The organism is Streptomyces sp. NPDC002004 (assembly GCF_053593975.1).
Genome location: NZ_JBSFDP010000015.1, coordinates 25989 through 49785 on the forward strand (window position 1 = coordinate 25989; position 23797 = coordinate 49785).

The 23797-nt window shown below is 67.3% G+C and carries 19 protein-coding genes and 3 pseudogenes; 8 read left to right on the plus strand and 14 right to left on the minus strand.

What is annotated here, in order from left to right:
• Nucleotides 1–15: 15 nt before the first annotated feature.
• The 5 genes and pseudogenes from ACWCP6_RS22295 to ACWCP6_RS22315 form a co-directional block, all read right to left on the minus strand.
• On the minus strand, nt 16–2031 hold the full coding sequence (locus ACWCP6_RS22295; protein WP_450934241.1) for an AMP-binding protein: 2016 nt from the start codon (nt 2029–2031) through the stop codon (nt 16–18).
• 94 nt (nt 2032–2125) lie between these two features.
• Nucleotides 2126–2350 carry an MbtH family protein gene (locus ACWCP6_RS22300; protein WP_450934242.1) on the minus strand — a complete coding sequence of 75 codons (225 nt, stop codon included), beginning with the start codon at nt 2348–2350 and terminating at the stop codon, nt 2126–2128.
• 1338 nt (nt 2351–3688) lie between these two features.
• Entirely contained in the window at nt 3689–3832 is a 144-nt protein-coding gene (locus ACWCP6_RS22305) for a hypothetical protein (RefSeq protein WP_450934243.1), read from the minus strand.
• A 202-nt stretch (nt 3833–4034) separates the two neighbouring features.
• Nucleotides 4035–5109 (minus strand): annotated as a pseudogene (locus ACWCP6_RS22310) (IS630 family transposase).
• A 221-nt stretch (nt 5110–5330) separates the two neighbouring features.
• Nucleotides 5331–6014 (minus strand): NADPH-dependent F420 reductase, encoded by a 684-nt coding sequence (locus ACWCP6_RS22315; RefSeq protein ID WP_450934244.1) that lies wholly within the window; start codon nt 6012–6014, stop codon nt 5331–5333.
• Between the two features lie 74 nt (nt 6015–6088).
• Here ACWCP6_RS22315 and ACWCP6_RS22320 point away from each other — a divergent pair, with 74 nt between their 5' ends.
• A complete protein-coding gene (locus ACWCP6_RS22320) occupies nt 6089–6469 on the plus strand; it encodes a winged helix-turn-helix transcriptional regulator (protein ID WP_450934245.1) in 381 nt (126 codons plus the stop codon).
• 5 nt (nt 6470–6474) lie between these two features.
• Here the strand turns inward: ACWCP6_RS22320 and ACWCP6_RS22325 are convergent, their stop codons facing one another.
• The 4 genes from ACWCP6_RS22325 to ACWCP6_RS22340 form a co-directional block, all read right to left on the minus strand.
• The gene (locus tag ACWCP6_RS22325; protein ID WP_450934246.1) at nt 6475–7308 is read right to left on the minus strand and encodes an IS5 family transposase; all 834 of its coding nucleotides are present in this window, start codon (nt 7306–7308) and stop codon (nt 6475–6477) included.
• A 70-nt stretch (nt 7309–7378) separates the two neighbouring features.
• A complete protein-coding gene (locus ACWCP6_RS22330) occupies nt 7379–7846 on the minus strand; it encodes a PPC domain-containing DNA-binding protein (protein ID WP_450934247.1) in 468 nt (155 codons plus the stop codon).
• Between the two features lie 43 nt (nt 7847–7889).
• Complete coding sequence (locus ACWCP6_RS22335; protein WP_450934248.1) at nt 7890–8888, minus strand: asparaginase; 999 nt, start codon at nt 8886–8888, stop codon at nt 7890–7892.
• A gap of 75 nt (nt 8889–8963) precedes the next feature.
• Entirely contained in the window at nt 8964–10382 is a 1419-nt protein-coding gene (locus ACWCP6_RS22340) for a helix-turn-helix domain-containing protein (protein WP_450934249.1), read from the minus strand.
• A 478-nt stretch (nt 10383–10860) separates the two neighbouring features.
• Between ACWCP6_RS22340 and ACWCP6_RS22345 the strand changes: the two genes are divergently transcribed.
• The 5 genes and pseudogenes from ACWCP6_RS22345 to ACWCP6_RS22365 all read left to right on the plus strand — a co-directional run bounded on the left by ACWCP6_RS22345 (nt 10861) and on the right by ACWCP6_RS22365 (nt 15051).
• On the plus strand, nt 10861–11055 hold the full coding sequence (locus tag ACWCP6_RS22345) for a hypothetical protein (RefSeq protein WP_450934250.1): 195 nt from the start codon (nt 10861–10863) through the stop codon (nt 11053–11055).
• Nucleotides 11056–11326: 271 nt separating this feature from the next.
• Nucleotides 11327–12271 carry a hypothetical protein gene (locus tag ACWCP6_RS22350; RefSeq protein WP_450934251.1) on the plus strand — a complete coding sequence of 315 codons (945 nt, stop codon included), beginning with the start codon at nt 11327–11329 and terminating at the stop codon, nt 12269–12271.
• A gap of 79 nt (nt 12272–12350) precedes the next feature.
• Nucleotides 12351–13876 (plus strand): annotated as a pseudogene (locus ACWCP6_RS22355) (amino acid permease).
• Between the two features lie 324 nt (nt 13877–14200).
• Nucleotides 14201–14524 (plus strand): annotated as a pseudogene (locus ACWCP6_RS22360) (aminoglycoside phosphotransferase family protein); the annotation flags it as partial.
• Between the two features lie 47 nt (nt 14525–14571).
• Nucleotides 14572–15051, plus strand: a complete 480-nt coding sequence (locus ACWCP6_RS22365) for a phosphotransferase family protein (protein WP_450934350.1) — start codon at nt 14572–14574, stop codon at nt 15049–15051.
• Nucleotides 15052–16288: 1237 nt separating this feature from the next.
• On the opposite strand, the gene ACWCP6_RS22370 is transcribed toward ACWCP6_RS22365, so the two are convergent.
• Together ACWCP6_RS22370 and ACWCP6_RS22375 are read right to left on the minus strand one after the other, a co-directional pair.
• On the minus strand, nt 16289–17617 hold the full coding sequence (locus tag ACWCP6_RS22370; RefSeq protein ID WP_450934252.1) for a class I SAM-dependent RNA methyltransferase: 1329 nt from the start codon (nt 17615–17617) through the stop codon (nt 16289–16291).
• Nucleotides 17618–17741: 124 nt separating this feature from the next.
• Complete coding sequence (locus ACWCP6_RS22375; RefSeq protein WP_450934253.1) at nt 17742–19799, minus strand: APC family permease; 2058 nt, start codon at nt 19797–19799, stop codon at nt 17742–17744.
• A 330-nt stretch (nt 19800–20129) separates the two neighbouring features.
• Between ACWCP6_RS22375 and ACWCP6_RS22380 the strand changes: the two genes are divergently transcribed.
• Both ACWCP6_RS22380 and ACWCP6_RS22385 read left to right on the plus strand, forming a co-directional pair.
• Entirely contained in the window at nt 20130–20798 is a 669-nt protein-coding gene (locus ACWCP6_RS22380) for a potassium channel family protein (RefSeq protein WP_450934254.1), read from the plus strand.
• On the plus strand, nt 20798–21466 hold the full coding sequence (locus tag ACWCP6_RS22385; protein WP_450934255.1) for a potassium channel family protein: 669 nt from the start codon (nt 20798–20800) through the stop codon (nt 21464–21466). The genes ACWCP6_RS22380 and ACWCP6_RS22385 overlap by 1 nt, the downstream gene beginning before the upstream one ends.
• A gap of 118 nt (nt 21467–21584) precedes the next feature.
• Here the strand turns inward: ACWCP6_RS22385 and ACWCP6_RS22390 are convergent, their stop codons facing one another.
• The 3 genes from ACWCP6_RS22390 to ACWCP6_RS22400 all read right to left on the minus strand — a co-directional run bounded on the left by ACWCP6_RS22390 (nt 21585) and on the right by ACWCP6_RS22400 (nt 23775).
• The gene (locus tag ACWCP6_RS22390) at nt 21585–22379 is read right to left on the minus strand and encodes a DUF3159 domain-containing protein (protein WP_450934256.1); all 795 of its coding nucleotides are present in this window, start codon (nt 22377–22379) and stop codon (nt 21585–21587) included.
• Between the two features lie 3 nt (nt 22380–22382).
• Entirely contained in the window at nt 22383–22790 is a 408-nt protein-coding gene (locus tag ACWCP6_RS22395; protein WP_450934257.1) for an OB-fold nucleic acid binding domain-containing protein, read from the minus strand.
• A gap of 265 nt (nt 22791–23055) precedes the next feature.
• Nucleotides 23056–23775 (minus strand): response regulator, encoded by a 720-nt coding sequence (locus ACWCP6_RS22400; RefSeq protein WP_450934258.1) that lies wholly within the window; start codon nt 23773–23775, stop codon nt 23056–23058.
• Between the last annotated feature and the right edge of the window lie 22 nt (nt 23776–23797).

The following is a 23797-nucleotide window of genomic DNA, read 5'->3' on the forward strand; positions in this document are numbered from 1 at the left end:
TCCCCCTCCCGCTCATCACCCGAGATCAACCTGAATTTCGTCGTCCGCCTCTCGCGTCGCTTCGCGACGGCGGATGAGCTCCGCGCATTCCTCGACCGTATGCACAGTGGCGACATCGGACAGCGTCAGTTCATATCCACTGCTGTCCCTCAGGTCGGCGAGTACGCGGACCGCCCTGAGGGAATCGCCGCCGAGCTCGAAGAACCGGTCGTGGATCCCTACCTTTTCCGCACCGAGGGCCCGCCCCCAGGAATCGGCGACGGCTTGCTCCACCGCATCGCGTGGTGCGGTGTACGGCCTACGGAAACGTGTCTCGCGCGTGTACTCGCCCGCGAGATAGGCGGCCCTGACCGCAGAGCGCTGTAGCTTTCCGCTCGATGTACGGCGGATTCCTCCACGCGGCACGAAGACGATCTCATGCACGGCCACTTCATGGTGTTCACCGATACGAGCACGAATCGTCTCGGTGATCTCGTGGCGGTCGCCCTCCGACATCCTCGGGGTCGCCTCCACAGCCAGTACGAGTTGCTCCTCGTCGCCTTCGTCGACGGAAAAGGCAACACACCGACCACTCCGCCCGGAAGACGGGTAGGCCTCCTCGGCCGTCATCTCCAGGTCATGCGGGTAGTGGTTGCGCCCACGGAGAATGATGAGGTCCTTCAAACGGCCGGTCACGAACAGTTCACCTGCTCGTACGAAGCCGAAGTCGCCGGTGCGCAGGAATGGCCCCTCACCGGTATCGGCGAGGGTTACCCGGAACGTCGACTCGGTTTCCTCACCGCGATTCCAGTAGCCCTGCGCGGCGCTTCCACCACTGACCCATATCTCGCCCACCACACCATCCGGGCAAGGTATGCACGTCTCCGGGTCGACGATCTCCACACGCTGTTCGGGGTCGGCACTGGCACCGCAGCCTACGACGGTGCGTGCCTGCCCTCCCAAAACCGCCTCGACCGCGCGGTTCTGTTCGAGCTCCGCCGCGTCCAGTGACACTACGGAGGATCCTCCGGAGTTTGCGGTCACCACAAGCGTGTTCTCGGCGAGGCCGAACGAAGGATAGAAGGCGTCCCGCCGGAATCCAGCGGGAGCGAATGCCCGGGCGAACCTGTCGAGCGTGTCCGCGCGCACCGGCTCTGCCCCTGAAATGGCGACGCGCCAGTTCGAAAGGTCGAGCGCCGCAACCTCTTCCGGCGCCGACATCGCCGCCCGTGCACACATTTCATAGGCGAAGTCAGGCGCGGCGCTCACATACGCACCGTAGTGAGACATGGCCCGCACCCAGCGCAAGGGATCACGTAGAAAAGCGAGCGGCGTAAAGAGTTGCGCGCGACCTCCACAGAAGAGGGCCATGAGAATTCCGCCGATGAGCCCCATGTCGTGATAGGGCGGCAGCCAGAAGACCCCGTTCATTCTGCCTTCGATGCCGTACACGTCGCGTCCGGCCCGCAGATTCCGCAACAGGTTGCGGTGCGAGAGCATCACGCCCTTCGGGCGGCCCGTCGAGCCGGACGTGTATTGCAGCACGGCAAGGTCTTCGGGCGACGTGCGCGGCGGGACCCAGGAATCCGCGAGGTCCGTGTCCACCGTAGGAGTCACGATCCACTCCACTCCCGCGAGTCCGCCCCATGGAGCGCCTCCCGCCGCGGCCATGGTCTCAGGGTCGACCAGCACGCAGCGCGGTTGGGCGTCTTCCACGATGGCATGTATGCGTTCCCAGCCGCGGTTCAGTCGTGTCTTCTCCGGTGGATACGCGGGTACGGCCACCATTCCGGCCAGCATGCTCGCGTAGACACCGACGATGTAATCGATACCCGGCTGGTTGAGTACGAGAATCCGGTCGCCGCGCTGCGCAGTTCCCTGAATGCGAGCGGCAAGGGCTCGGGAACGTCGGAAGAGTTCCTCGTTCGTCAGCGGCCGCTCGTGAGGTTCATGCCCGCCCGAGAATCTGTCAAGGAAGGTATAAGTGACGCCCGCGGGCTCGTCTTCCGAGCGTCGCTGCAGCAGGACATTCAGATCGGTTTCGGCTCTCACGTTAGTCTGGACGACCCTTCTCAGTGGAAAGCAAAAACATGTCGCCACATTCAAAAACCACGCGCAAGGTCCCACAGGCCGGCACTGATGAGGCTCAGCCTGCGTCTACCGGGCGCGTCTGCTCGCGAAGGCTGAGCGGGCGCATGTCGGTCCACACCTCATTGATATAGCCCAGACAGTCGCTCTTCGGGCCGGAGAAGCCCGCTGCGCGCCAACCGTTCGGAATTGAACGGCCCGTAAACCAGATAGAGTATTGACCTTCATGGTTAACGACGACTTGATAAGTCTTCCCGTCTTCGTTGACGTGGTCGTCCTGCACTCTCGTCAGTCCCCCCAGCTCTCGTGAAGTGCGTATTCCGAAGCCTGTCGAATGCAGAAAACCCTACCTATTGTTGACACAGCTCGACGAGGCTCCGCATCTGCCGTGATTACGTAAAGGTGAACCGTGTCACAGCGATCGCGATCCCCACTTGGAGCGCGACGACGCAGGCGGATCCCTTTGCTCGACCGGTGATACCTTATCGCTGCCTTGCGGGGCGGCAGGCCAGTCAAGACAGTTTCACAGTCACCAAAGCGCAGCAGTACATGCTCCAGCGCAATAGGGGTAAGGAGCAGGGGCAGTGCGTGAACGGCGCGTTCACGCTCATCGTCTACACGGGCCCGCTCAAGTTCCGCTTGCTCGAATCGTCTATTCGGCTGAGTGAACATGCCCTCCCCCAGCGCAAAGGCTGATTTGAGGGAAATTGAGATGCCGGGGCGCTTCTCTGGGAGGTGCGGCTTCGACCATGGATGTGCCATTTATGCTCAATATCGCCTATGCGGAATTTTCAATGCCGGCTGCGACGCATGCTCGTTCGGGCAGCTTGAGCGTCTGAGGCTCGATGCAGCCCTCGTGGATCGCCGTGCCGGTGAGGCTGGTGTTCGCCACCATTGACACCCTCGCAACGGTGCGGTGACTTGCCTGCATCGCGCTACACCGTCCCAGGAGTGACTGATCGGACACATGCTGGTACAGAGCGTATGCGTGATCCACTGCTCACTGAACAGGGAATGCGAAAATCTGCGCGATCTTTTCCCTTGCTCCAGTCACCCAGACACGCGGGTGCAGGGTTGCTGGGCAACGGGCGCCGCTCCCCTCTCGATCGACTCCGTTCCCTTATGGCCAGAAATGTGCACCGCCGGAGCACCCAGTGGGTTCGAGAGGCACACGGTGACAGCCGGCAGCCGTCAGGTAACGGCTTGCAGCACACTGCTTTGAGGTGGACGGTCATCAGGTCACGGCCGGGAAGAACTGCGAAGGAAACCACCACCTCCAGCACTACTTGCCTCCACATGGTCGTGTCGGTTCGGAGCTCTATGGCAACTTTGCTTGATCTAAGGGGAGTTGGCACATCACGCCCGTGATATCACTCTGGTAATGCGTCGCACCGCGAAGGAGTGCGCCAGCTTGGCGAGCCGAGGCCGCATTGGTGCCGCAGGCCGAAGTCGCGTTAGCCTCGATCCTTCATTGGCTGGTCGGCGGTGATCGTCTGGACTGGATGCCCGTTATGTCCTCCCTGTCGGTGAGGCGGGCCGTCGCGTGACGCTGCGGGTGCGCCGGGCTCCACGGGCCCGGGGACTGTTCTCCTTCCCTGCTTGTCGCGGTGGTGACCGGTCGTCAGGGGGCGGCCGGAAGTCTTGTGAGGCGCTGCCATGTCTGGGCGAAGGCTTCGGCCCAGGGCCAGGTGCGGTCGATGTGGATCCGGCGGCGGCGTGCGTGGCGGACGTAGCGGGCCGGCACGCTGTAGAGGCGGTGGCGCATGGTGTCGGGCTCGGCGAGGGCGATCGCGCCAGGGGCGCGCTCCGACGGGGAACAGCCCGGCGAGTGCCGCGGTTAGCCCGCTCCGGTCGGCGACCTGGTGCAGCAGCACCACCCCCGCGTGTCCGACCTGCCCCTTGCCATCGGCGGTCACGGACAGCCGCCGACTCCACCCTGTACGCTTACTGACTTCGGCGTATTAGGGTCAGTTCGATCTGTCGAGAGCGAGGCCCGTCCCGGCGAGGAACCCGTCGAGGATGCTGTGCCGGTACTGCAGCGCCTTGAGCCGCCTGCGGAGCAGAATCTCCAGCTCGCTCAGGGTGTGTGCGGCCAGGTTGGCCAGGCTCCGCTTGATATGCGCCCACAGGCCCTCGACCGGGTTGAGCTCGGGCGCGTACCCGGGCAGCAGGACCACCGTGAGCCATTCCCGCTCGGCCACGAACGCCTTCATTGCCCTGGAGATGTGGGTGCTCAGCCGGTCCCACACCACGATCAGCGGGGCCCTGAGCAGTTGGTGGGCGCCGTCGAGCAGGCGGATGTAGTCCCTCTCGCTCAGCGAGCGGCGCTCGCCATTGCGGCCGGTATGCCGACGCAGCCGGTAGCACAGGCGGGCGGGCAGGCCTGGCCGGAAGCAGAGCAGCCCGGCCACCGAGAGCCGTCCCCGGCTGCGGCCGGACACCTTGACCTTCGGGGTGATGCCGCGCCGGCCCCAGGTGCGGCCCTTGGGCGGACGACCGGTCACGCCCGCTTCGTCCTCGAAGCAGATGAACGCCCCGGTCGCCGCCCGGAGGGTTTTACCTCCTGCCCGGTCACCTCCCGCCACATGGCGACGGCTTCCTCGTCACGCTCAGCGGCGGGTCTGTCCGGCATCTGCACGCTGTAGCCCATCCGGTGCAGCAGCCGGGTCACCCCGGGGAGACGCTGTAGGAGATGTGGAACTTCCGCCCGATCAGCGTGCGCACCCGGGCAGCAGTCCACACCTGATCGTCCGCCCATCCATGCGCGGCCGGCCCCTTTTCCAGCCAGGCGGCGAGCCTGGCCTGCAGGTGCGGGCCGAGCCGGCAGTCGTAGCCCGACGGCCCCTTGGAACGCAGCGCCTCGCGCCCGCCCGTCCTCCAGACGCGACGCCACTGGTAGACGGACTTCTCACTCACCCGTAACTCCCGGGCGATGCACGGGACTTCCACGCCCTTCTCGAAGAGGTCAACGGCCCGCATCCGTACCTCTTCCCGGCGCCTGCGCTGCTCGGAGGTCAGCCCGCCCCCGTCCGGATACCGCATGCCTTCGGCATAGCAGCTCGGACGGACCGCGTCACCGGTCCCGACACAGATACAGACCCCGAAACGCCGAAATCAGTACTCACCAGAAAGGTGCCCTTGATCTCTGCATGGATACGACGTCGCAATCGCATCCTCGCAGGTCAGCAGCACCTTTCGCTAACTCCGCGTCAGATCGCCCTCAAGGGCTGAATACCCGAGGTTGAGACGATCTCTAAGAACCCCTAACGGAAAGCCGCCGTGCCGCCCTCCGCTTCCTGGTGGCTCGGTCCGGCCGCGTATGCCAGCGGAGGGGCGATTGCCTGGGCGTCCGCTCCCTCGCCCACCCATAGCGCGATGAAGAGCGCGGCGGTCGCTTCCAGGAGTCCCGCACGTTCGAGACCACCGCCAGCCACGGGTTCACAGCCCATGTCCCGTACCAACTCACGCACACGCTCGAGGGCAGTCTCGTCGTCTCCGCAGACCGGAACGGCCAGTGGTCGCCCATCGAAGACGGGCGGCCGCATGCGCCACACGCCCTCGTGGCAGAGGTTGAAAGCCTTGACCACGTGGGCTCCCGGTGCCGCGGCAGCCAGTTGCTGCGCGGCTGAGGGGCCTCCTTCCGTCAGCAGCCGGAAGCCCGGCCCAACCGGGTTGGAGCAGTCGAGCAGCACCTTGCCCTCCAGGGCCGCGTCCAGGTCCCCTGCCACGTCTACTCCCGCCCCGAAGGGCAGCGCGGCCAACACCACCTGCCCGGACTCGGCCGCTGCGCGCAGACTGGCAGGCTTCGCGCTGCCTCCGATGCGCGTCGCGAGCCGCTCCGCCTTGTGTGCGTCCCGTCCCCCGATAATCACCTCGTGCCCGGCCCGCACCCAGTGGGTGGCGAGCGCGTCGGCCATGTTGCCCGTGCCCAGTACACCGATTCTCATCACGCGGTCCCTCTCCGTACCTGCTTCGACCGTTCACACCGACGCTAGAAGGCGGTTCGGGCACCATTTGGTACGTGACGACCGACGCCTTCCTCGCCGACTGCCGCGCCCGCCTCGCCTTCGACCTGCTCTCCAACACCTGGAACGCCGTGGTGCTCTGGGCGCTGCGTGACCGTCCCAGGCGCCCGGTCGAACTACGGGAGCGGATCGGGGGCATCAGCTCCAAGGTCCTCACCGAGACTTTGCGGCGGCTGCAGTTCAACGGACTGGTCGACCGGCAGGAATACCCCGACGCGCCATCGCGGGTCGAGTACCAGCTCACCGCTCTGGGCCGGACCTTGCTGGCGCCCATCGACGCCGTCGGTGCATGGGCCTTCGAGTACGGCGATGAGGTTATGGCAGCCCAGGAAGCAGCATGTACTCCCGAGCCGCAGTTCCCTCGTCCAACTTGCTAGACGGGTTAACAGCGTGAGCGCAGACGCCGCCAGCAGATGAGGGCACATCCCAGGATGAGGAAGGCTTCGTGAATGTCGTCGCGGATCTCCCAGCGGATCCGCAGGCGGCGGAACCAGTGCAGGTGAGCGAATGCGCGCTCCACGACCCAGCGTTGGGTGCCCAGTCCGGAACCGTGCTCGGTGCCCCGGCGGGCGATCAGCGGCTTCACACCGAGATCCCAGACCATGCGGCGGTACTTGTCATGGTCGTAGCCGCGGTCGCCCAGCACCATGTCCGGGCGGCGCCGGGGCCGGCCGCGCTTGCCCCGCACCGGCGGCACCGCTTCGAGCAGCGGGATGAGCTGGGTGACATCGTTGCGGTTGCCGCCAGTCAGCGTGGCCGCAAGCGGGATGCCAGTGGCATCGGTGATCAGATGGTGTTTGCTACCGGTTCTGCCCCGGTCAACAGGACTTCGTCCCGTCTTCGAACCCCCCTTCAACGCCCGGATGTGGGAGCCGTCGACGGCTGCCCGGGAGAAGTCCAAAACGTTCGCGCTGCGGAGCTTGGCAAGGAGGACCTCGTGCAACCGGGGCCACACCCCGGCCTCAGACCACTCGGCCAGGCGGCGCCAGCAGGTCATGCCCGAGCCGAAGACGAGTTCCTGCGGCAGATGCTCCCACGAGATCCCGGTGTGCAGGACAAACAGAATGCCCTGGAAGACCAGCCGGTCCGGATGCCGCTTGCGTCCCGGGTGCCGGGCCCGACGCTCGACCTTGGGCAGCAGCGACTCGATCACCGCCCACAGCTCGTCGTCGACTTCCCACGGCTTCGGCCGCACCACCCCGCACCCCCGGATCATCAATCCCGGAGTGATCCAACCCCCTCGAAGATCATTTCGTTAGGAATTCTAACTGTGGGGCGCGAGCAGCTCAGTGTGCAGCGCCAAAGGTGAGCAGGGGCACGTCGTACAGCGCGGGGTTGCGCGGCCGGGTCATGGTCGGCGCGACGACCTCAACCACGAAGAGCTCGCTGAGGAACTGGACCTTGGCGCTCAGTAGGTGGCTGGTGCGGCCGTCAGCCGATTGTGCCTTGAGGCCGGCGGAAACGTGGATATGCGGGAGGACGCCGCCGGTTTCCGGATCGTGGGCGAGGGTGCCAGCGCCGAATGCCTCAACGTTGGTGACGTACGTCTTGGCCCAGACGGGGGCGTCTGGGTCGACCAACTTCTCGCAGGCTCCGACGATTTCCGCTTCGGCGAAGGCGCCGATGAACGAGGGAACGTAGCCCTGGCGTATTCCGTTCTCACGGCAGAACACGGAGAGCATGTCGAAGAAGTCCTCGCCGTGGTCGAAGGTGACGCCGAAGGTGCGGCCGATGGTCAGTTCGTGGGCGCGCATGCGGGAATCCTTAGAGTCTGAAGGCGGGCTGTTGAGCGGCGGGTCATTCTGCGAAGGTTGCGAACGCTTCGGTGATCGTGCTGTGGTCGGCGTCCTGGGCCAGCAGCGCATGGAGCAGGAGCCTCGCCTGGTACGGGCCAAGGTCGTCGGCCGGGATGAGACCGCGGCCGATAAGGTCCTTCTCTGATCCGGGGAAGCTGTACGTTCCGGTCAGGACGGGGCCGTTGCCGATGCGCGAGGCGAGTACCACAGGAATGCGCGAGGCGAGCTCACCCAGTGCCTCGACGAGCGGCTGCGGGACATGGCCAACGCCGAAGCCAGCAACGACGAGGCCGTCGCACTGGCCGTCCCACGCGTGCAGCAGGGTGCCGTCGTCGCCGAGGCTGACGGTGTACAGACCCACGCGCGCGTCACGGCTCGGTGGCTGCACCACACTGTGCCGACGTGGCAGGGGCATTGTCAGGCGTACATGGTCTTCGGCGACGCGGCCGATGGGGCCTGTGCCAGGTGAGGTGAAGGCTGCGGGGCTGGTGCTGTGCGCCTTGCGGACGTGCCGGGCCGCGTGGATCTCGTCGTTCAGGAGGACCAGAGCGCCGGCTCCGCGTAGCTGGGGCTCGGCTGCGGCAAGAATGGCTGCGTACAGGTTGGCAGGTCCGTCGGGTCCGGCCATGGTGGGGTTGCGCATGGCGCCGGTGACGATGAGCGGCTGGTCGCGGCCGTGGTGGAGGTCGAGGAAGAACGCGGTCTCCTCAATGGTGTCCGTGCCCTGCGTGATCACGACTCCGTCGATGTCGCCACCATCGAGGTTCTTGTCGATTGCCGCGCTGAGTTCGGTGAGGTCGTCGAAGGTGAGCGAGGCGCCGGGGACTCGGCGGAAGTCGTGCACACGCAGATGGATGCCGCGGTGGTCCAGGCCGGGGACGGCTGCGAGGAGGTCTTGGGCAGACAGGGCTGGTACGACACCTCCGGTCGTGGGGTCGGTGGTCATGGCGATGGTGCCGCCCAGTGAGTAGACCGCCACCGTTGTTGTCGCGTCGGCCATTGCCCCGACTTCCCTTCCGTACCTGCCCGCTCGCATTTCAGTGGATCTCAGTCGACGGAGATCGTTTGGTGCAGGTTATCGGGTCTCCTCGGGATGGCCGCCAGCCTCGGGCTGTAGTTCAGCGGCCACGTAGGAGCAGGCAATGTCCAGGGCGTCGAGGCTGAGGTGGCGGCTGCGGGGTCTGGCCAGCCCTGTGGTGCCCTCGGCTGCGAGCTGTCGGCAGCGGCGGGTCAGCCACGGGCGGTCGAGGCCGAGGTAGTCCGCGGTTGCTGCCAGCCGTTGTCCAGGCGTCGATCCTGCGGTGATCGTGTGTGCCTGCGCGTGCCCGGTGAGGTCCGTGAACGTCCTCAGCATGGGAGCTGCGGCGGCCAGAGCGGTCTGGGGTGAGGGCTCGGCACGCACCCAAGTAGCGATGGCGGCGCGGTGTCCGGGGACCAGTGCGAAACCGTCCGTCTGCTGGAGGTCTGGCTCGTCGGTGAGCCAGGTCGTGACGCCGTACGACTCCATTAATGCGAGCGCGAGGAACAGCAGAACACGCTCGTACGTAGGCGAGGCAGTGATCTCGGAACGGGGGACGCAGAAGGCGCGCCCGACCCCGCTGTGGGCCCGTCTGGGAGCCATCTCCTGGAGGTAGCGGTGCTTGTGTTGGAAGATCAGCCATGTCGCGGCCTCTTCCCCGCGCTGTTCGCGGGTCCAGAAGACCGGGTCGTCGGCCAGTGCATCGCGCTGTTCGAGGATGAACGAGGCACACATCTGGGAGCCGACGAGCATCTGCGATCCGTCGGCGAGGCTGTCTCGGGCGGGCAGCGTGCCGTTGTGTTCTGACGGGGGCTGCGGTGGAGGAGCCAGCAGATCGTGGAGGGTCGTATCGTCGCCAAGAATGGCGGAATCGAACCCCGCTACAGCCCACAGGATTCCGTAGGTGAGGTCGTCGAGTTCGTAGGCCGCGGGGATGGCGAGGAAGTCGCCCGCCTGGTGCCGGTCGCCTTGGCGTGCGTCCATGACGAAGTGCCGTCGTGTCCCGTCGACGGTGCGGGAGGTGGCGAGCAGTGCCCGGAGCGGCATTCGGCTCCATGCCTCGGTGTCCGTGTTCGGCGAGAGCCACAGCGTGTTGCCGCGGAGTGAGGCGGCCGGTGTGGTTAGCGCGGGCAGCATCGTGGGAGCGAGATTGCGGCCGCCGGGCAGGAGCAGGTGGCCTGGTCCCTCTGTGAGCGTCTCACCGGTGTCCAGGCTTACAGGTGGCTGAGCCCGGCGAGGAAGCGGCAGTGGAGAGATCTCGGGAGGTACCCCGAGGCCGGAGAGGAACTCGGCGATCTTGTCGATATTGGTGAGGCGTCGGCGTCCCGCTTCGAGCATGGAGAGGAACGCTTGGCTGAGCCCCGTGAGCTGAGCGATGTCGTCTTGACGCAGGGATCCATGCTGGCGGATCAGGCGCGTCGCCTTGCTGAAGTCCCAGGAAGCTAAGGCTTGTTGAACGTCGACGTTCCGCCACACGCGTTCTGGTACGAAAGGAGCGGCCGGAACCAGGCTATGTGAGCGAAGGCAAGCCGAGCACAGTGTTCCCGAGTTGTACTGGCTCAGTTGGCAGCCGCACCGTTCACAGCTTCGCGGCGACTGCGCGAGCACCTCTGCCTCCCTGCTGAGCCTGGCCCTGCGGCCTCAACTTCCCCTGGCGAAACCGAAATCACCCCAGTGATATCACCTGGGAAATGTGTGCACAGGACGTTTTCCCATCACTCTGGGACTCACGCAGTGCACAGTGCGGACGAACCGTCCAGAGCGGATCTTTCGGGCGCGCACATGCCCTTCGCGCTGCGAGTTCCCTGTTGTCCGTGAACTCGTCCACCGGAGTCCAAGGTGCCCTCGGCCTTACACGTACGGCTGGCGCAGCCCCTGTCGCTGGGGCGCTCGGCGAAGACAGGATGGCGCCGGCGATCTCGTGGTGACACGCGCGCCTTCTCGGGGGTGGACCGTGGTCGTTAGCCTCTCCGCCGTCGTGCTCCTGGGCGTGATCGTCTTCCTCCTCGTGAAGAAGGCCGGCCTGAACATCGGCCACGCCATCGCGTGCATCTTGTTCGGCTTCTTCCTCGCCGGGAGCTCCGCGGCACCGAGCATCCGGGACGGGGTACAGGGCGCAGTCCAGTTGATCGCAAAGCTCGACTTCTAGATCGACCGTCGGGGGGCAGGCGAGCTTTCGGCTCCCCTCCCTTACCCCTGGGCCCTGACGGTCTCTCCACTACCGGATGTGATCCGAGGATCCTTGATGACGCCGAGACCAGATGCATCTCTGAGCCTGGCCGTGCATATGGTGACCTCTGCCGCACCGCCACCGTCCGCACGTCCCGTGCTGGCGCTGACGGACGGCGAGCGCCTCCGAGTCGTACGAGGAATCGCTCAGCGCGGTGGGCCCCACCTCTTCGTGCACGAGCGTGGCCGCCATGAGTAACCGCAGAGCGGTCCTGGATCGACACCCGGCCCGTGACGACAACCAACTGCGCGTGGTGGTGGAAGACGCAGCGATGGGCCGTTGGGAAGGCGCCCGGGAGTTGCTGACTGCCACGGGACAGGACTGGGACCGGCGCATCTTCCGGCTCCAGGTCCTCGCCCGCGTAGGTGCGCGGCTGACGTTTGCCGACACGTGGGCACAAGCTGAGCCGCGATCTCCGCATGCTCTTGCCCTTCTCGCCAACGTTTTGACCTTGCGTTCCATGGCCAGCGGTCGAGGGCGGGGGCGCGGTGACGCCATGGAGCAGGCATGGGCGACATGTGATGCTGCCGCAGACGCGATGCCAGACGACCCGTCGCCGCACGTTGTCATGCTCGCGTTAACGCGCTTTCACTCGCCGCCCCGTGACCGCGAGTGGCGCACCACGGTGCGACAGCTGTGGCATCAGGTGAAGCTGCGCGATCCGTGGAATCGGGAGGCGCACCATGAACTCCTCACCTACATGTTCCCCTCCTGGCACGGGACGGGAGGAGAGATGTTCCACTGGGTGCAGGAACAGTGCACTCAGGCCCCTCGTGGCCTTCCGGTGCACGTTCTGCCCCTGGTCGCTCTCGCCGAGTCGCACCGGCAGCGGATGGAAGCGGAGGGGCACCGCTATGGACTGACCATCCACCCGTGGACGGACAATCCGTCGACCTGGCAGGCGTGGGACAACTGGTGGTCGCATCGGGCACCGAGGCGGCCTCACGCCGCATTCCACGAGGACGCCAACTACCTCGCCCACGCTCTGTCGTTCGCCAACCGGCACCGCGAAGCCGGAGAGGTCTTCGACGCAATCGGCCCGTACGCCACTGACGTGCCATGGACCTACTGCGGTGACGCCCGAACGCTGTTCGCGCGGCATCGCACCTGGGCCGTCAAAGCCTCCGCGCCGTGATCCGCGCCGCGACCGAAATGCCTCAATCCCGCGTTCATCCTCACCAGTTCATTCCTACCGAGATGAAGGAACCAGCCGAATGCCTTTGGACATGCCGAGCGTCACGCCCTCGGAAGAGGAGCGTCTCGCCGAACTCGGTATCACCCAGACCCTGGACCGTTCCATGTCCGGGCGCCAGAACTTCGCCGTCTCGTTCACGATCATCAGCATCCTGTCCGGCTGCCTGACCATGTACGGCTTCGGCATGAACACCGGCGGCCCTGCCTTGATCATGTGGGGGTGGGTGCTCGTCGGACTGATGACGCTGTTCGTCGGGCTGGCCATGGCGGAGGTCTGCTCGTCATATCCGACCTCGGCCGGCCTCTACTTCTGGGCCCACAAGCTCGCCCCCGCAAGTCCGCGCCCGCCTGGGCATGGTTCACCGGCTGGTTCAACACGCTCGGGCAGGTCGCAGTGACCGCGGGCATCGACTTCGGCGCCGCCTCCTTCCTCAACGCCTACCTCAACCTCCAGTTCGGCTACGCCGCTACCCCCGGCCACACCATCACGCTGTTCGGCCTGATTCTCTTGCTGCACGCGGTGGTGAACACCTTCCGGGTGCGTATCGTCGGCTTCTTCAACACCGCCTCCGTGTGGTGGCACCTGATCGGCGTCGTCGTGATCGTCGGCGCGCTCCTGGCCGTCCCGGACCGGCACCAGTCGCCGCAGTTCGTCTTCACAGAGTTCGTCAACAACACCGGCTGGGGCTCGGCCGTCTATGTGGCTCTGATCGGGCTGCTGATGGCCCAGTACACCTTCACCGGCTACGACGCCTCCGCCCACATGACGGAGGAGACGAAGAACGCCTCCGTGGAGGGACCGAGAGGGATCGTCCGCTCGATCCTCGTCTCCTGGGCGGCCGGGTTCGTCCTTCTGTTCGGCCTGACCTTCGCCATCCAGTCCTACAGCGGCTCCCTGGAATCAGAGACCGGGGTGCCGCCGGCTCAGATCTTCATGGACGCCTTCGGCGCGAGCACCGGCAAGTTGATGCTCCTCATCGTGATCGGCGCCCAGCTGTTCTGCGGCATGGCGTCCGTGACAGCCAACTCCCGGATGATCTACGCCTTCTCACGGGACGGCGCGCTGCCCTTCTCCAAGGTGTGGCACAAGCTCCACCCCGGCACCCGCACTCCCACGAACGCGGTCTGGCTCGCCGCCGGCGGGGCTTTCGTCCTCGGCCTGCCCTACCTCTTCAACACCACCGCGTACGCCGCGGTCACCTCGATCGCCACGATCGGCCTTTACATCGCCTACGTCGTGCCCACCCTCCTGCGTCTGCGCCAGGGCGACACCTTCCGGCGCGGCCCGTGGCACCTGGGCCGATGGTCCAAGCCAGTCGGCGTGATCGCCGTGCTGTGGGTCGCAATGATCACCGTACTGTTCATGCTGCCCCAGGCCAGCCCTGTGACCGTCGAGACGTTCAACTACGCACCCATCGCCGTGGGAGTGGTACTCGCCTTCGCCGGCACCTGGTGGCTCGCCTCCGCCCGGAAGTGGTTCCTCAACCCGGCTCACCCGAGGAACGCTGCACCGCTCCACCCCCTATCGCAGGGAGCCACTCGATAGTGGGGCTGTTATCGGCCAGCCACTGGAGCGGGCCGCTTGGCTGTGGCGGCGAGCGACTATCCCTCGCCGCCACAGCCGTCACCGCCCCGCAGCCCTCGTTCGTCCCCGATAGCGCTCAGGCTCGACGCTGTGGGCGGCGGCCGAGAAAGGCGTGGCCAACGGCTGGCTGTTCACGGCAGCCGCGCTGTCAGTGGCTCCTGGCATCCTGCACCCCCGCACATAACCCTGGGAATCGACATGATCACTCACGGTTGCGGAGGGTCGTTGTCGCGTACAGAAAGGCGCACCGCCATGAAGACCCTGCCCGAGGCGTTCCATGGCCTCATGGCCACAGTGACCGACGCATACAGGGTCACCGCCGAGCACTTCCGGCCCGACGGTCTTCGCGCCTCGGTGTGGGAGATCGAAGGTCCGGACGGCACCCGGTGGTTCGCCAAGCAGCACGCAGGGCCCAAGCTGCACCGTCGGGAGGTGGAGGCGTATCAGAGATGGGTCGGAGTCCTCGGGCCGGACCGTGCCCCCGCCCTGATCGCCTCCGATGCCGAGGCCCGGATGCTGCTGGTCACCGCCGTCCCCGGAGGAAGCCTGGACCGGCTTCGCCTGCCGGCGGAGCAGGAGCGGGAGGCATACCGGCAGGCCGGCCTGCTGCTGGCGGCCTGCATGCCGCGGACACCGGGCAACCTCCGTCAGACGCGGTGGAAGAGGACTGGGACGAGGCGCTCACGAAGCTGCTGGACGGCGCCGCCCGCTATGTGCCCGCGGACGACATCGCACTGCTGCGCTCTCTGGCCCTGCCGGCTCCTGTCAGCCTGGCGAAAGTGGTGGCGCACGGGGATTACATGCCGAAGAACTGGGTGTGGGAGGAGCGGGAACAGCGGCTGCGGATCATCGACTTCGAGCGCACCCAGCTCGAGGCCGCGGCACGCCGGGACCTGAGCCGACTGCACTACCGGATCTTGCATCACCGGCCAGACCTGGCTGCCGCCTTCTACAGCGGATACGGGCGCCCTCTGCCTCCCGAGGAATTGCACGCGCGCATGGCGTACGCCGTCTTGGACGCGCTGGACTCGGTGTGCTGGGGCGTTGCCCACCGCGACATCGGCCTGGTCGACGAAGCCCACGCAATGATCACGAACCTGCGTGCGGAATGCATCCGCCGCGTCCAGGGGCGGTGACCGGCATGCAGGAGGCCGCGCGGTTGCCTCTGCGGCTCCGAACAGCAGCACCATCTGCGATTGAACTTGCGAGCTTCATCGACAAACACCTAGTCAGGACTCTGCGATTCGAATTCGCAGCGTCATTTAGGCGATGGCGCCGATATCGACTTCATGCTTGGCCTAATTTACCGAGCCACACACCACCACGGACAGATCTGCAGCTCAATATCATTGCAGCTTCCCGTCAGCATCTGCGGCTCTATCCGCAGCACCACCACGGCACGCTGAACGTCATTGCCTCGGTCTACCGAAGTGTGCGCACCTCTACGGTCTCAAACCGCAGCACCACCGCGGCCACAGAGGCTCGATGTGGGTGATGACGGGCGTGCACTCACCTCTGCAGTTCCGAATCGCAGCACCACCGCGGATCTTCCTGGGCCAAGAACCTCAGCAAGGGCCCCACACCGCCCTGCGCGAACCGCAGCACCATCACTGCATCAAGCCCGGCGAAGAACTACCCAGCGCGGTGTACTGCCCTACGATCTCGAACCGCAGCACTATTGCGGCGAGGCACCGCCCACCGACGTTACGCAGGTCGACCTCCTGCCTGTGTTCCAAACTTCGGCACCACCGCGGCTCCGCACCGAAGTCCTGGTCGGTCTCCCAGGCGAGTTACCTCTGTGATTCCGAACCGCAGCACCATCACGGCAGCGTCCGCCCGTGCCTGTACACCCCGCACTCGGGAACCATCTCTGCGGTTCCGAACCGCATCACCATCACGGCTGCGGTAACAACCCGACTGAGTCGCCAGGACCGTGACTGCTCCTGTGGTCGGTGGCATATGCGTCTATGGAGCAGGCGGACGGCAGCATAGCGGCGGATCCCGGGATAGCCAATCCGGGGATCCGCCGCTTCATTGGTGCTCCACCGCCGTCCCATGACAGCCACACCGAAAGGCAACATCACAACGACATCCCACATCCCCCACTCCGTCCGCCCTGCCTCCGGCAAGACGCACGACTCGGCGGGTTCCCCGACCGCCACGATGCTCCGTACCAAAGCTCTCGTTGAGCGCATGAAAGCCGCCCCTGTCCCCGAATTACCTCGGAAGCGCGGGCGGCCTTCACATGTCTGACACCTTGTCAGAAAATGCGTCAGGCGTGCGTCATACATGCGTCACGTGCGTCGCTCGTGCGTCACGATATCGCCCGTAACGCCCAGAGCGCACATAATGCACACTCAACGAAACCGCAGGTCAGCGGCCCTTCCCAGCGGGCTCAAGAATCGCCACGCACTCCACATGATGCGTCATGGGAAACAGATCGAACGCCCGCAGCGTCCGCACCTTGTAGCCGCCGTCGCGGAAGTACGCCAGGTCCCGGGCCAGCGCAGCGGGGTCGCAGGCCACGTACGCGATGCGGCGCGCGCCCAGTGAGGAGATGTGTTCGACCGTCTTCCTGCCGGCGCCCGCGCGGGGCGGGTCCAGGACGATGAGGTCGACCTCGGTGATGCCGGTGCGCGGGAGGACGGAATCGACCTTGCCCTGTTCGATGCGGACCCGGTCGAAGCCGGCGAGGTTGTGGCGGGCGTCCTCGACCGCACGCTTGCCGGACTCGATGCCGAGGACCGCGCCCTTCTCGCCGAGGCGGTCGGCGAGGGCGCCGGCGAAGAGGCCCACGCCGCAATAGAGGTCCAGGGCCATCTCGCCCTTGCGCGGCAGCAGGCCCTGCATGACGGCCTTGACCAGGGTGTCGGCGGCCTTCGGGTGCACCTGCCAGAAGCCACCGCTGGCGACCCGGTAGGTGCGGTCGTCGGCGCGCTCACGCACGAACGCGCGGCCGTGGACGCGGTGGATGCCGCCGTCCTTCTCGTCGACGCGCATCACGGAGACGGGCTTGTCGAGTTCGACGAGGGGCAGGCGTGCGCCCGGGCGGGGCTCCAGGATCACCATGCGGTCCTGGGATCCCGTCGCGGCGATCGCCTCCACGGAGGCCATGCCGGACCAGTCCCGGTCCTCGATGCCGAGTTCGCTGACGCCGGGCGCCGCGATCATGCAGTGTTCGATCGGTTCGACCTCGTGGGAGCGGTGGCGGCGCAGCCCGGCATTGCCGTCAGCGTCCACCGCGTACTGCACCCGCGTCCGCCACTGCGGCACCTCCCCCGTGGGCAGCTTGTCGCCCTCGGCAGGCATGACCGTGCCGTCCCAGCCGGCCTGCTCGGGCGTGAGGCCCGCGAGACGCTGGAGCTGCTCGGTGATGACCTCGCCCTTCAGGCGGCGCTGGGCGCCCGGCTTGGCGTGCTGCCAGTCGCAGCCGCCGCAGCGGCCGGGGCCCGCGTAGGGGCAGGGCGCCTCCACCCGGTCCTTGGAGGGGTCCAAGACGCGCACCGCGTCGGCACGCAGGAAGCGTGAGTCCTCCTCGCCCTCGGTCACCCGTGCGACGACCTTCTCTCCCGGCAGGGCGTGCCGGACGAACAGCACCTGGCCCTCGGAGGTGCGGGCGATGCAGTGACCGCCGTGGGCGACGGGGCCGATCTCGACCTCGTACTCCTCCCCCACCAGCGACTTCTTCTGTTCGTGCTGCATGGCGGGGTCGACTCCAAGGGACGGTGAGGGGACGGGCGGCTGCGCGTGCCGGGGTAGCGGTACGGCCGGGCAACAGCCCACCAGTCTACGTGGGTGTCGTCCGGCCGTTCGCCATGCGGGAGGGTCAGCCCTTGGTGCTCGGCTCCCGGGCCTGCTTCTCCGCCGGGGAGACCGGTCCGCGGCGCACCGCGCCGGGCGCGCTCCACTCCTGGCGCCTGCGGGCCCGCTTCTTGGCGACCTCGGAGGACTCCAGCTGGTAGGGCACGGAGGTGACCATGATGCCGGGGGTGAACAGGAGACGGCCCTTGAGGCGGAGCGCGCTCTGGTTGTGCAGGAGGTGCTCGTACCAGTGGCCGACGACGTACTCGGGGATGATCACGCTGACCGCGTCGCGCGGCGACTCGAGGCGCAGCCGCTTGACGTGCTCGATGACGGGCCGGGTGATCTCGCGGTACGGCGAGTCGAGGACCTTCAGCGGTACGTCGATGCCGCGCCGCTCCCACTCGGCCCTGAGGGCCTTGGTCTCCGCAGGATCGACGTTGACGGTGAGTGCCTCGAGGGTGTCCGTGCGCATCAGCTTGGCGTAGGCGATGGCACGCAGCGTGGGCCGGTGGATCTTGGAGACGAGGACGACGGAGTGCACCCGGGAGGGGCGGACCACGTCGTCGGTGGGCTCCTCGGGGGCGGCGATCTCATCGGCCACGCGGTCGTAGTGGCGGCGGATCGCGGTCATCGTCGCGTAGAAGATGCACATGCCCAGCAGGGCGACCCAGGCGCCGTGCGTGAACTTGGTGACGAGGACGACGACGAGGACCAGGCCCGTGAAGAAGGCGCCGAAGGTGTTGATCGCGCGGGAGCGCTTCATGCGGCGGCGCGCGGCGGGGTCGGTCTCGGCGGCCAGGTGGCGGTTCCAGTGCCGCACCATGCCGGTCTGGCTGAGCGTGAAGGAGACGAAGACGCCGACGATGTAGAGCTGGATCAGCCGGGTCGAGTCGGCCCCGTAGATGACGGTCAGCAGCGCGGCGGCGCCGGCGAGGAGCACGATGCCGTTGGAGAAGGCGAGCCGGTCGCCGCGGGTGTGCAGCTGGCGCGGCAGGTAGCGGTCCTGCGCGAGGATCGAGCCGAGCAGCGGGAAGCCGTTGTACGCGGTGTTGGCGGCGAGGAACAGCACGAGTGCGGTGGCCGCCGCGAGAACGACGAACAGGAAGCTGCCCTTGCCGAAGACGGCCTCGGCGACCTGCGAGATCACGGGGTTCTGGACGTAGCCGTGGCCGACGGGGACACCGTGCTGGAGAAGGTCGGTGGCCGGGTTCTCGGCCATGCGGACCTTGGTGCTCATGGCGAGCGCGATGATGCCGCAGAACATGGTGACGGCGAGCCCGCCCATGAGCGCCAGCGTGGTCGCGGCGTTCTTGGACTTGGGCTTGCGGAAGGCCGGCACGCCGTTGCTGATCGCCTCGACGCCGGTGAGCGCGGCACAGCCGGAGGAGAAGGCGCGCAGCAGCAGGAAGACCAGCGCGAAGCCGGCGAGGCCCTGGTGCTCGGCCTTGACGACGAAGCCGGAGGTCGGCGCATGCATGGTGTCGCCGAGGACGAACCCGCGGAACGCGCCCCAGGCGATCATGATGAAGACGCCGGCGACGAAGACGTACGTGGGGATCGCGAAGAGCTTTCCGGACTCCTTGACCCCGCGCAGGTTCATGAGGGTGAGCAGCACGATCACGGCGGTGGCGCAGAGCACCTTGTGCTCGACGACGAACGGGATCGCGGAGCCGAGGTTCTCGATGCCGGAGGCGATGGAGACGGCGACGGTCAGGACGTAGTCGACGAGGAGCGCACTGGCGACGGTGAGGCCGGCCCTCGGCCCCAGGTTGGTGGTCGCCACCTCGTAGTCGCCGCCGCCGCTCGGGTAGGCGTGCACGTTCTGCCGGTAGGAGGCCACCACCGTGAACATCAGCACGACGACCGCGACGGCGATCCACGGGCTGAAGTGGTAGGCCGACACGCCCGCGATCGAGAGGACCAGCAGTACCTCCCCTGGCGCGTATGCGACGGAGGACAGCGGGTCGGAGGCGAAGACGGGGAGGGCGATGCGCTTCGGCAGGAGAGTCTCTCCGAGCCGGTCACTGCGCAGTGCGCGCCCGATCAGGATTCGTTTGGGCACGTCGGTCAGTTTGGACACAGCAGAGGATCGTAAGCGGTCGATGCGGGAGCAGCCCACCCGCCGTCTCAAACAGTGACCCACTCGGCATCGATGGGTGCATTTGCGCAGTCGGACCGGCACTCTCCGAAACCGTGTGCGGGGTCTCCGGCGGGTCGGCCGGTGTCCGGGAGGCCGGTCGCCCGGGCGGGCCGTCTCCGGCCGCCCGGTGGCCGGAAAGGTGCTCGATGCACGAGGGTGCCTGCCGCGGACCGTGCGTGTGTAGCTTGGGCGTCGGTCTGACACTGTTAGGCCTGAGGTCTGAGACCGTTAAGCATCGGACAAAAACGATTGACAGCCGGAAGGACGGTCGTGCACATCGTCATCATGGGCTGCGGGAGAGTGGGTTCCGCTCTCGCCCAGACCCTGGAGCAACAGGGGCACACGGTCGCCGTGATCGACCAGGACCCCACGGCCTTCCGCCGCCTGGGCTCGGGGTTCGGCGGCCGCCGGGTCACCGGGGTCGGTTTCGACCAGGACACCCTGCGTGAGGCCGGTATCGAGGAGGCGGGCGCCTTCGCCGCCGTCTCCAGCGGCGACAACTCGAACATCATCGCCGCGCGCGTCGCCCGGGAGATGTTCGGCATCGAGAACGTCGCGGCCCGGATCTACGACCCCCGGCGCGCCGAGGTCTACCAGCGCCTGGGCATCCCCACGGTCGCCACGGTGCGCTGGACCGCCGACCAGATGCTGCGCCGGCTGCTGCCGTCCGGGGCCGAGCCGCTGTGGCGTGACCCCACGGGTGGTGTGCAGCTCGCCGAGGTGCACGCTTCCTCGGCGTGGGTCGGGCACAAGATCAGCCGGATGCAGGAGGAGACGGGCGTCCGGGTCGCCTTTCTCACACGTCTGGGCGAGGCGATCGTGCCGACGTCCCAGACGGTGCTCCAGGAGGGCGACCTCGTCCACGTGATGATGCGGACGGACGAGGTCGAGAAGGTCGAGGCGGCGTTCGCCCAGGGCCCTGAGGAGGGCGGTCACTGATGAGGGTCGCCATTGCCGGAGCGGGCGCGGTGGGACGTTCCATCGCCGGTGAGCTCCTGGAGAACGGTCACGAGGTCCTGCTCATCGACAAGGCGCCGACGGCCATCTCCGTCGAGCGCGTGCCGCAGGCCGAGTGGCTGCTGGCCGATGCCTGTGAGATCACCTCGCTGGACGAGGCCGCGCTGCAGCGCTGCAACGTGGTGATCGCGGCCACCGGCGACGACAAGGTCAACCTGGTCGTCTCGCTCCTCGCCAAGACGGAGTACGCGGTGCCGCGGGTCGTCGCCCGGGTGAACAACCCGAAGAACGAGTGGCTGTTCAACGAGGCCTGGGGCGTCGACGTCGCCGTCTCCACACCGCGCCTGATGTCGGCCCTGGTCGAGGAGGCGGTGAGCGTCGGCGACCTGGTCCGGCTGCTGCGCTTCAGCCACGGCGACGCCAACCTCGTCGAGCTGACGCTGCCGCCCGAGTCGGCCCTCGCCGGTACCCAGGTGGGTGACGTGGAGTGGCCCGAGGACACCTCCCTGGTCACCATCATCCGCGGCACCCGCGTCCTCGCCCCGAGCCGCGAGGACTCGCTGGAGGCGGGCGACGAGCTCCTCTTCGTCGCGGCCCAGGCCCGCGAGGAGCAGCTGGAGGACCTGCTCTCGGTGCGCCGGGAGGACTGAGCCGACGGCCTGCACATGCCGATGGGGCGCCCGGAGGGTTCCGGGCGCCCCATCGGCGTACAGCGGGTCCGTGTGCGGCGGGAACGGCGGTGAGTGGCCGTGCCGCGCGTGGGTGGGGTCAGCTCTCGCGGCGGTGCCGGCCCGTGGTCTCCCGGCGCTCCTGCTCGGACTGCTCCGCCGACTGCGCCTGCTCCGCCTGCCGGGCCTTCTCGGCCTCCTCCTGAGCCTCCATCTCCGCGAAGACGTCGATGGGAGCGGGGGCCTTGGCGAGGAAGACCCAGGTGAGCCAGACCGCCAGCAGGAACGGCGGGATCTTCAGACCGATCAGCACCCAGCCCAGCTGGGTCGTGTCGGCCCACCAGTACAGCGGGAAGAGGATCGCGCACTTGGCGAGGAGGATCAGACCCCAGGCCCAACTGGCCTTCGCGTAGGCCTTCTTGCGGCCCGGATTGCGGGTGCGCCAGGAGAGGTTCTCCTTGAAGACCGGGCCGAGGATGAGGCCGATCAGGGGGACGCCCGCGAGGGTCGTGATGATGTAGGCGAGTGCCAGGCCGAGCGTGTACAGCATGCCCGGGAGGTAGAAGTCCTTGGCGTTGCCGGTCATCATCGCGAAGACGACACCGAAGGCCACTCCGAAGACGCCGCTGAAGGCGTGCTTGACGGTGTCCCGCATCGCCAGCCGGACCACGACCAGCAGCAGGGAGACGGCGAGAGCCGCGATGGCCGCGAGGTGCAGGTCCTTGTTGACCGTGTAGATCGCCACGAACAGCAGGCCCGGGACGACGGTCTCCACCATGCCCCGCACGCCGCCGAACGCCTCGAGGAGCGCTGCCTCGGTGACCGCCCGGGAGTCGCCCGGTCCCGGGTCCTCCTGGCTGGTCCGCTGATCGGTCGGCTTGTCGAGGGACGTCACCGGCTACTCCCGTCCGAGGGGTCGGAGTTCGTACTTGGGGTTGAAGAGCACGCGGCGGCCCCGGCTCATCGAGATCCGGCCCGATGCGATCAGCCTGCGCCCCGGTTCGATCCCGACGATGGACCGCCGGCCGAGCCACACCACGTCCAGGGCGTCCGAACCGTCGAACAGCTCGGCCTCCAGGGCCGGGACCCCGGCCCGTGGTCGCAGAGTGACCGTGCGCAAGGTACCAGTAACCGTGACGATCTCGCGGTCCTGACAGTCACCGATACGGGTGTAGCCCTCGCCGTCGGCGTCCTCACGCAGCTCCTCGGACTCCAGGTGCTCCTGGGAGGCCGAGATGTCGGACAGCCGGTCGAGCATCCGCCGGAACCGGCCCACCGGCTTTTCGGAGCGAGGAACAGCACTCATACAAGAAGCGTACCGGGGGCCACCCAGGCCGTCAGAACCCCCGTCCGTGGAGCGGCGGCAACGGCCCCCGGCCGCCCGGGCGGGCGGCCCCGTTCACTCGGCTCACGGCCCCGCGGATCACGGCTCCCCCACTGCGGGGCGGTGCGGCGGCACGGCTCCCCCGCTGCACGGCCGCACGGCGGCGCGGCGCCGCCGTCACTGCACGGCGGCACAGCCGCATCACTGCACGGCTGCACGCCCGTGCAGCGCCGCGCAGCAACACCGCTCACCGCTCGAACCGGTATCCCATCCCCGGTTCGGTGATGAAGTGCCGCGGATGCGACGGGTCCGTCTCCAGCTTGCGGCGCAACTGGGCCATGTAGACCCGCAGGTAGTTCGTCTCGGTGCCGTAGGACGGCCCCCACACCTCCTGGAGCAGCTGCTTCTGGCTGACCAGCCGCCCGGAGTTGCGGACCAGGACCTCCAGCAGATGCCACTCGGTGGGGGTCAGACGTACGTCGCGGCCGCCGCGGTTGACCTTCTTGGCGGCCAGGTCGACGGTGAAGCCGTCCGTCTCCACGATCACGTCGTCCTCGCCGCCGCCGGTGGTGGGCTCGGCGCGGCGCACGGCGGCGCGCAGCCGGGCCAGCAGCTCGTCCATGCCGAACGGCTTGGTCACGTAGTCGTCGGCCCCGGCGTCCAGCGCCTCGACCTTCTCGTCAGAGCTGTGCCGCGCGGACAGTACGAGGATGGGGACCCGGGTCCAGCCGCGCAGCCCCCTGATCACCTCGACGCCGTCCATGTCGGGCAGACCGAGGTCGAGGACGACGACGTCGGGGTGGCGGGCGGCGGCGAGCTGGAGGGCGGTGGCCCCGTCGGCCGCCGCGTCCACCTCGTACTTGCGAGCCCTGAGGTTGATCACGAGAGCACGCACGATCTGCGGCTCGTCGTCGACCACGAGCACCCTCGTGGGGGTCCGGGGGTCTGCCCCAGAGGAGCGCGGCATGGACGTCTGCCTTTCTGCCGGT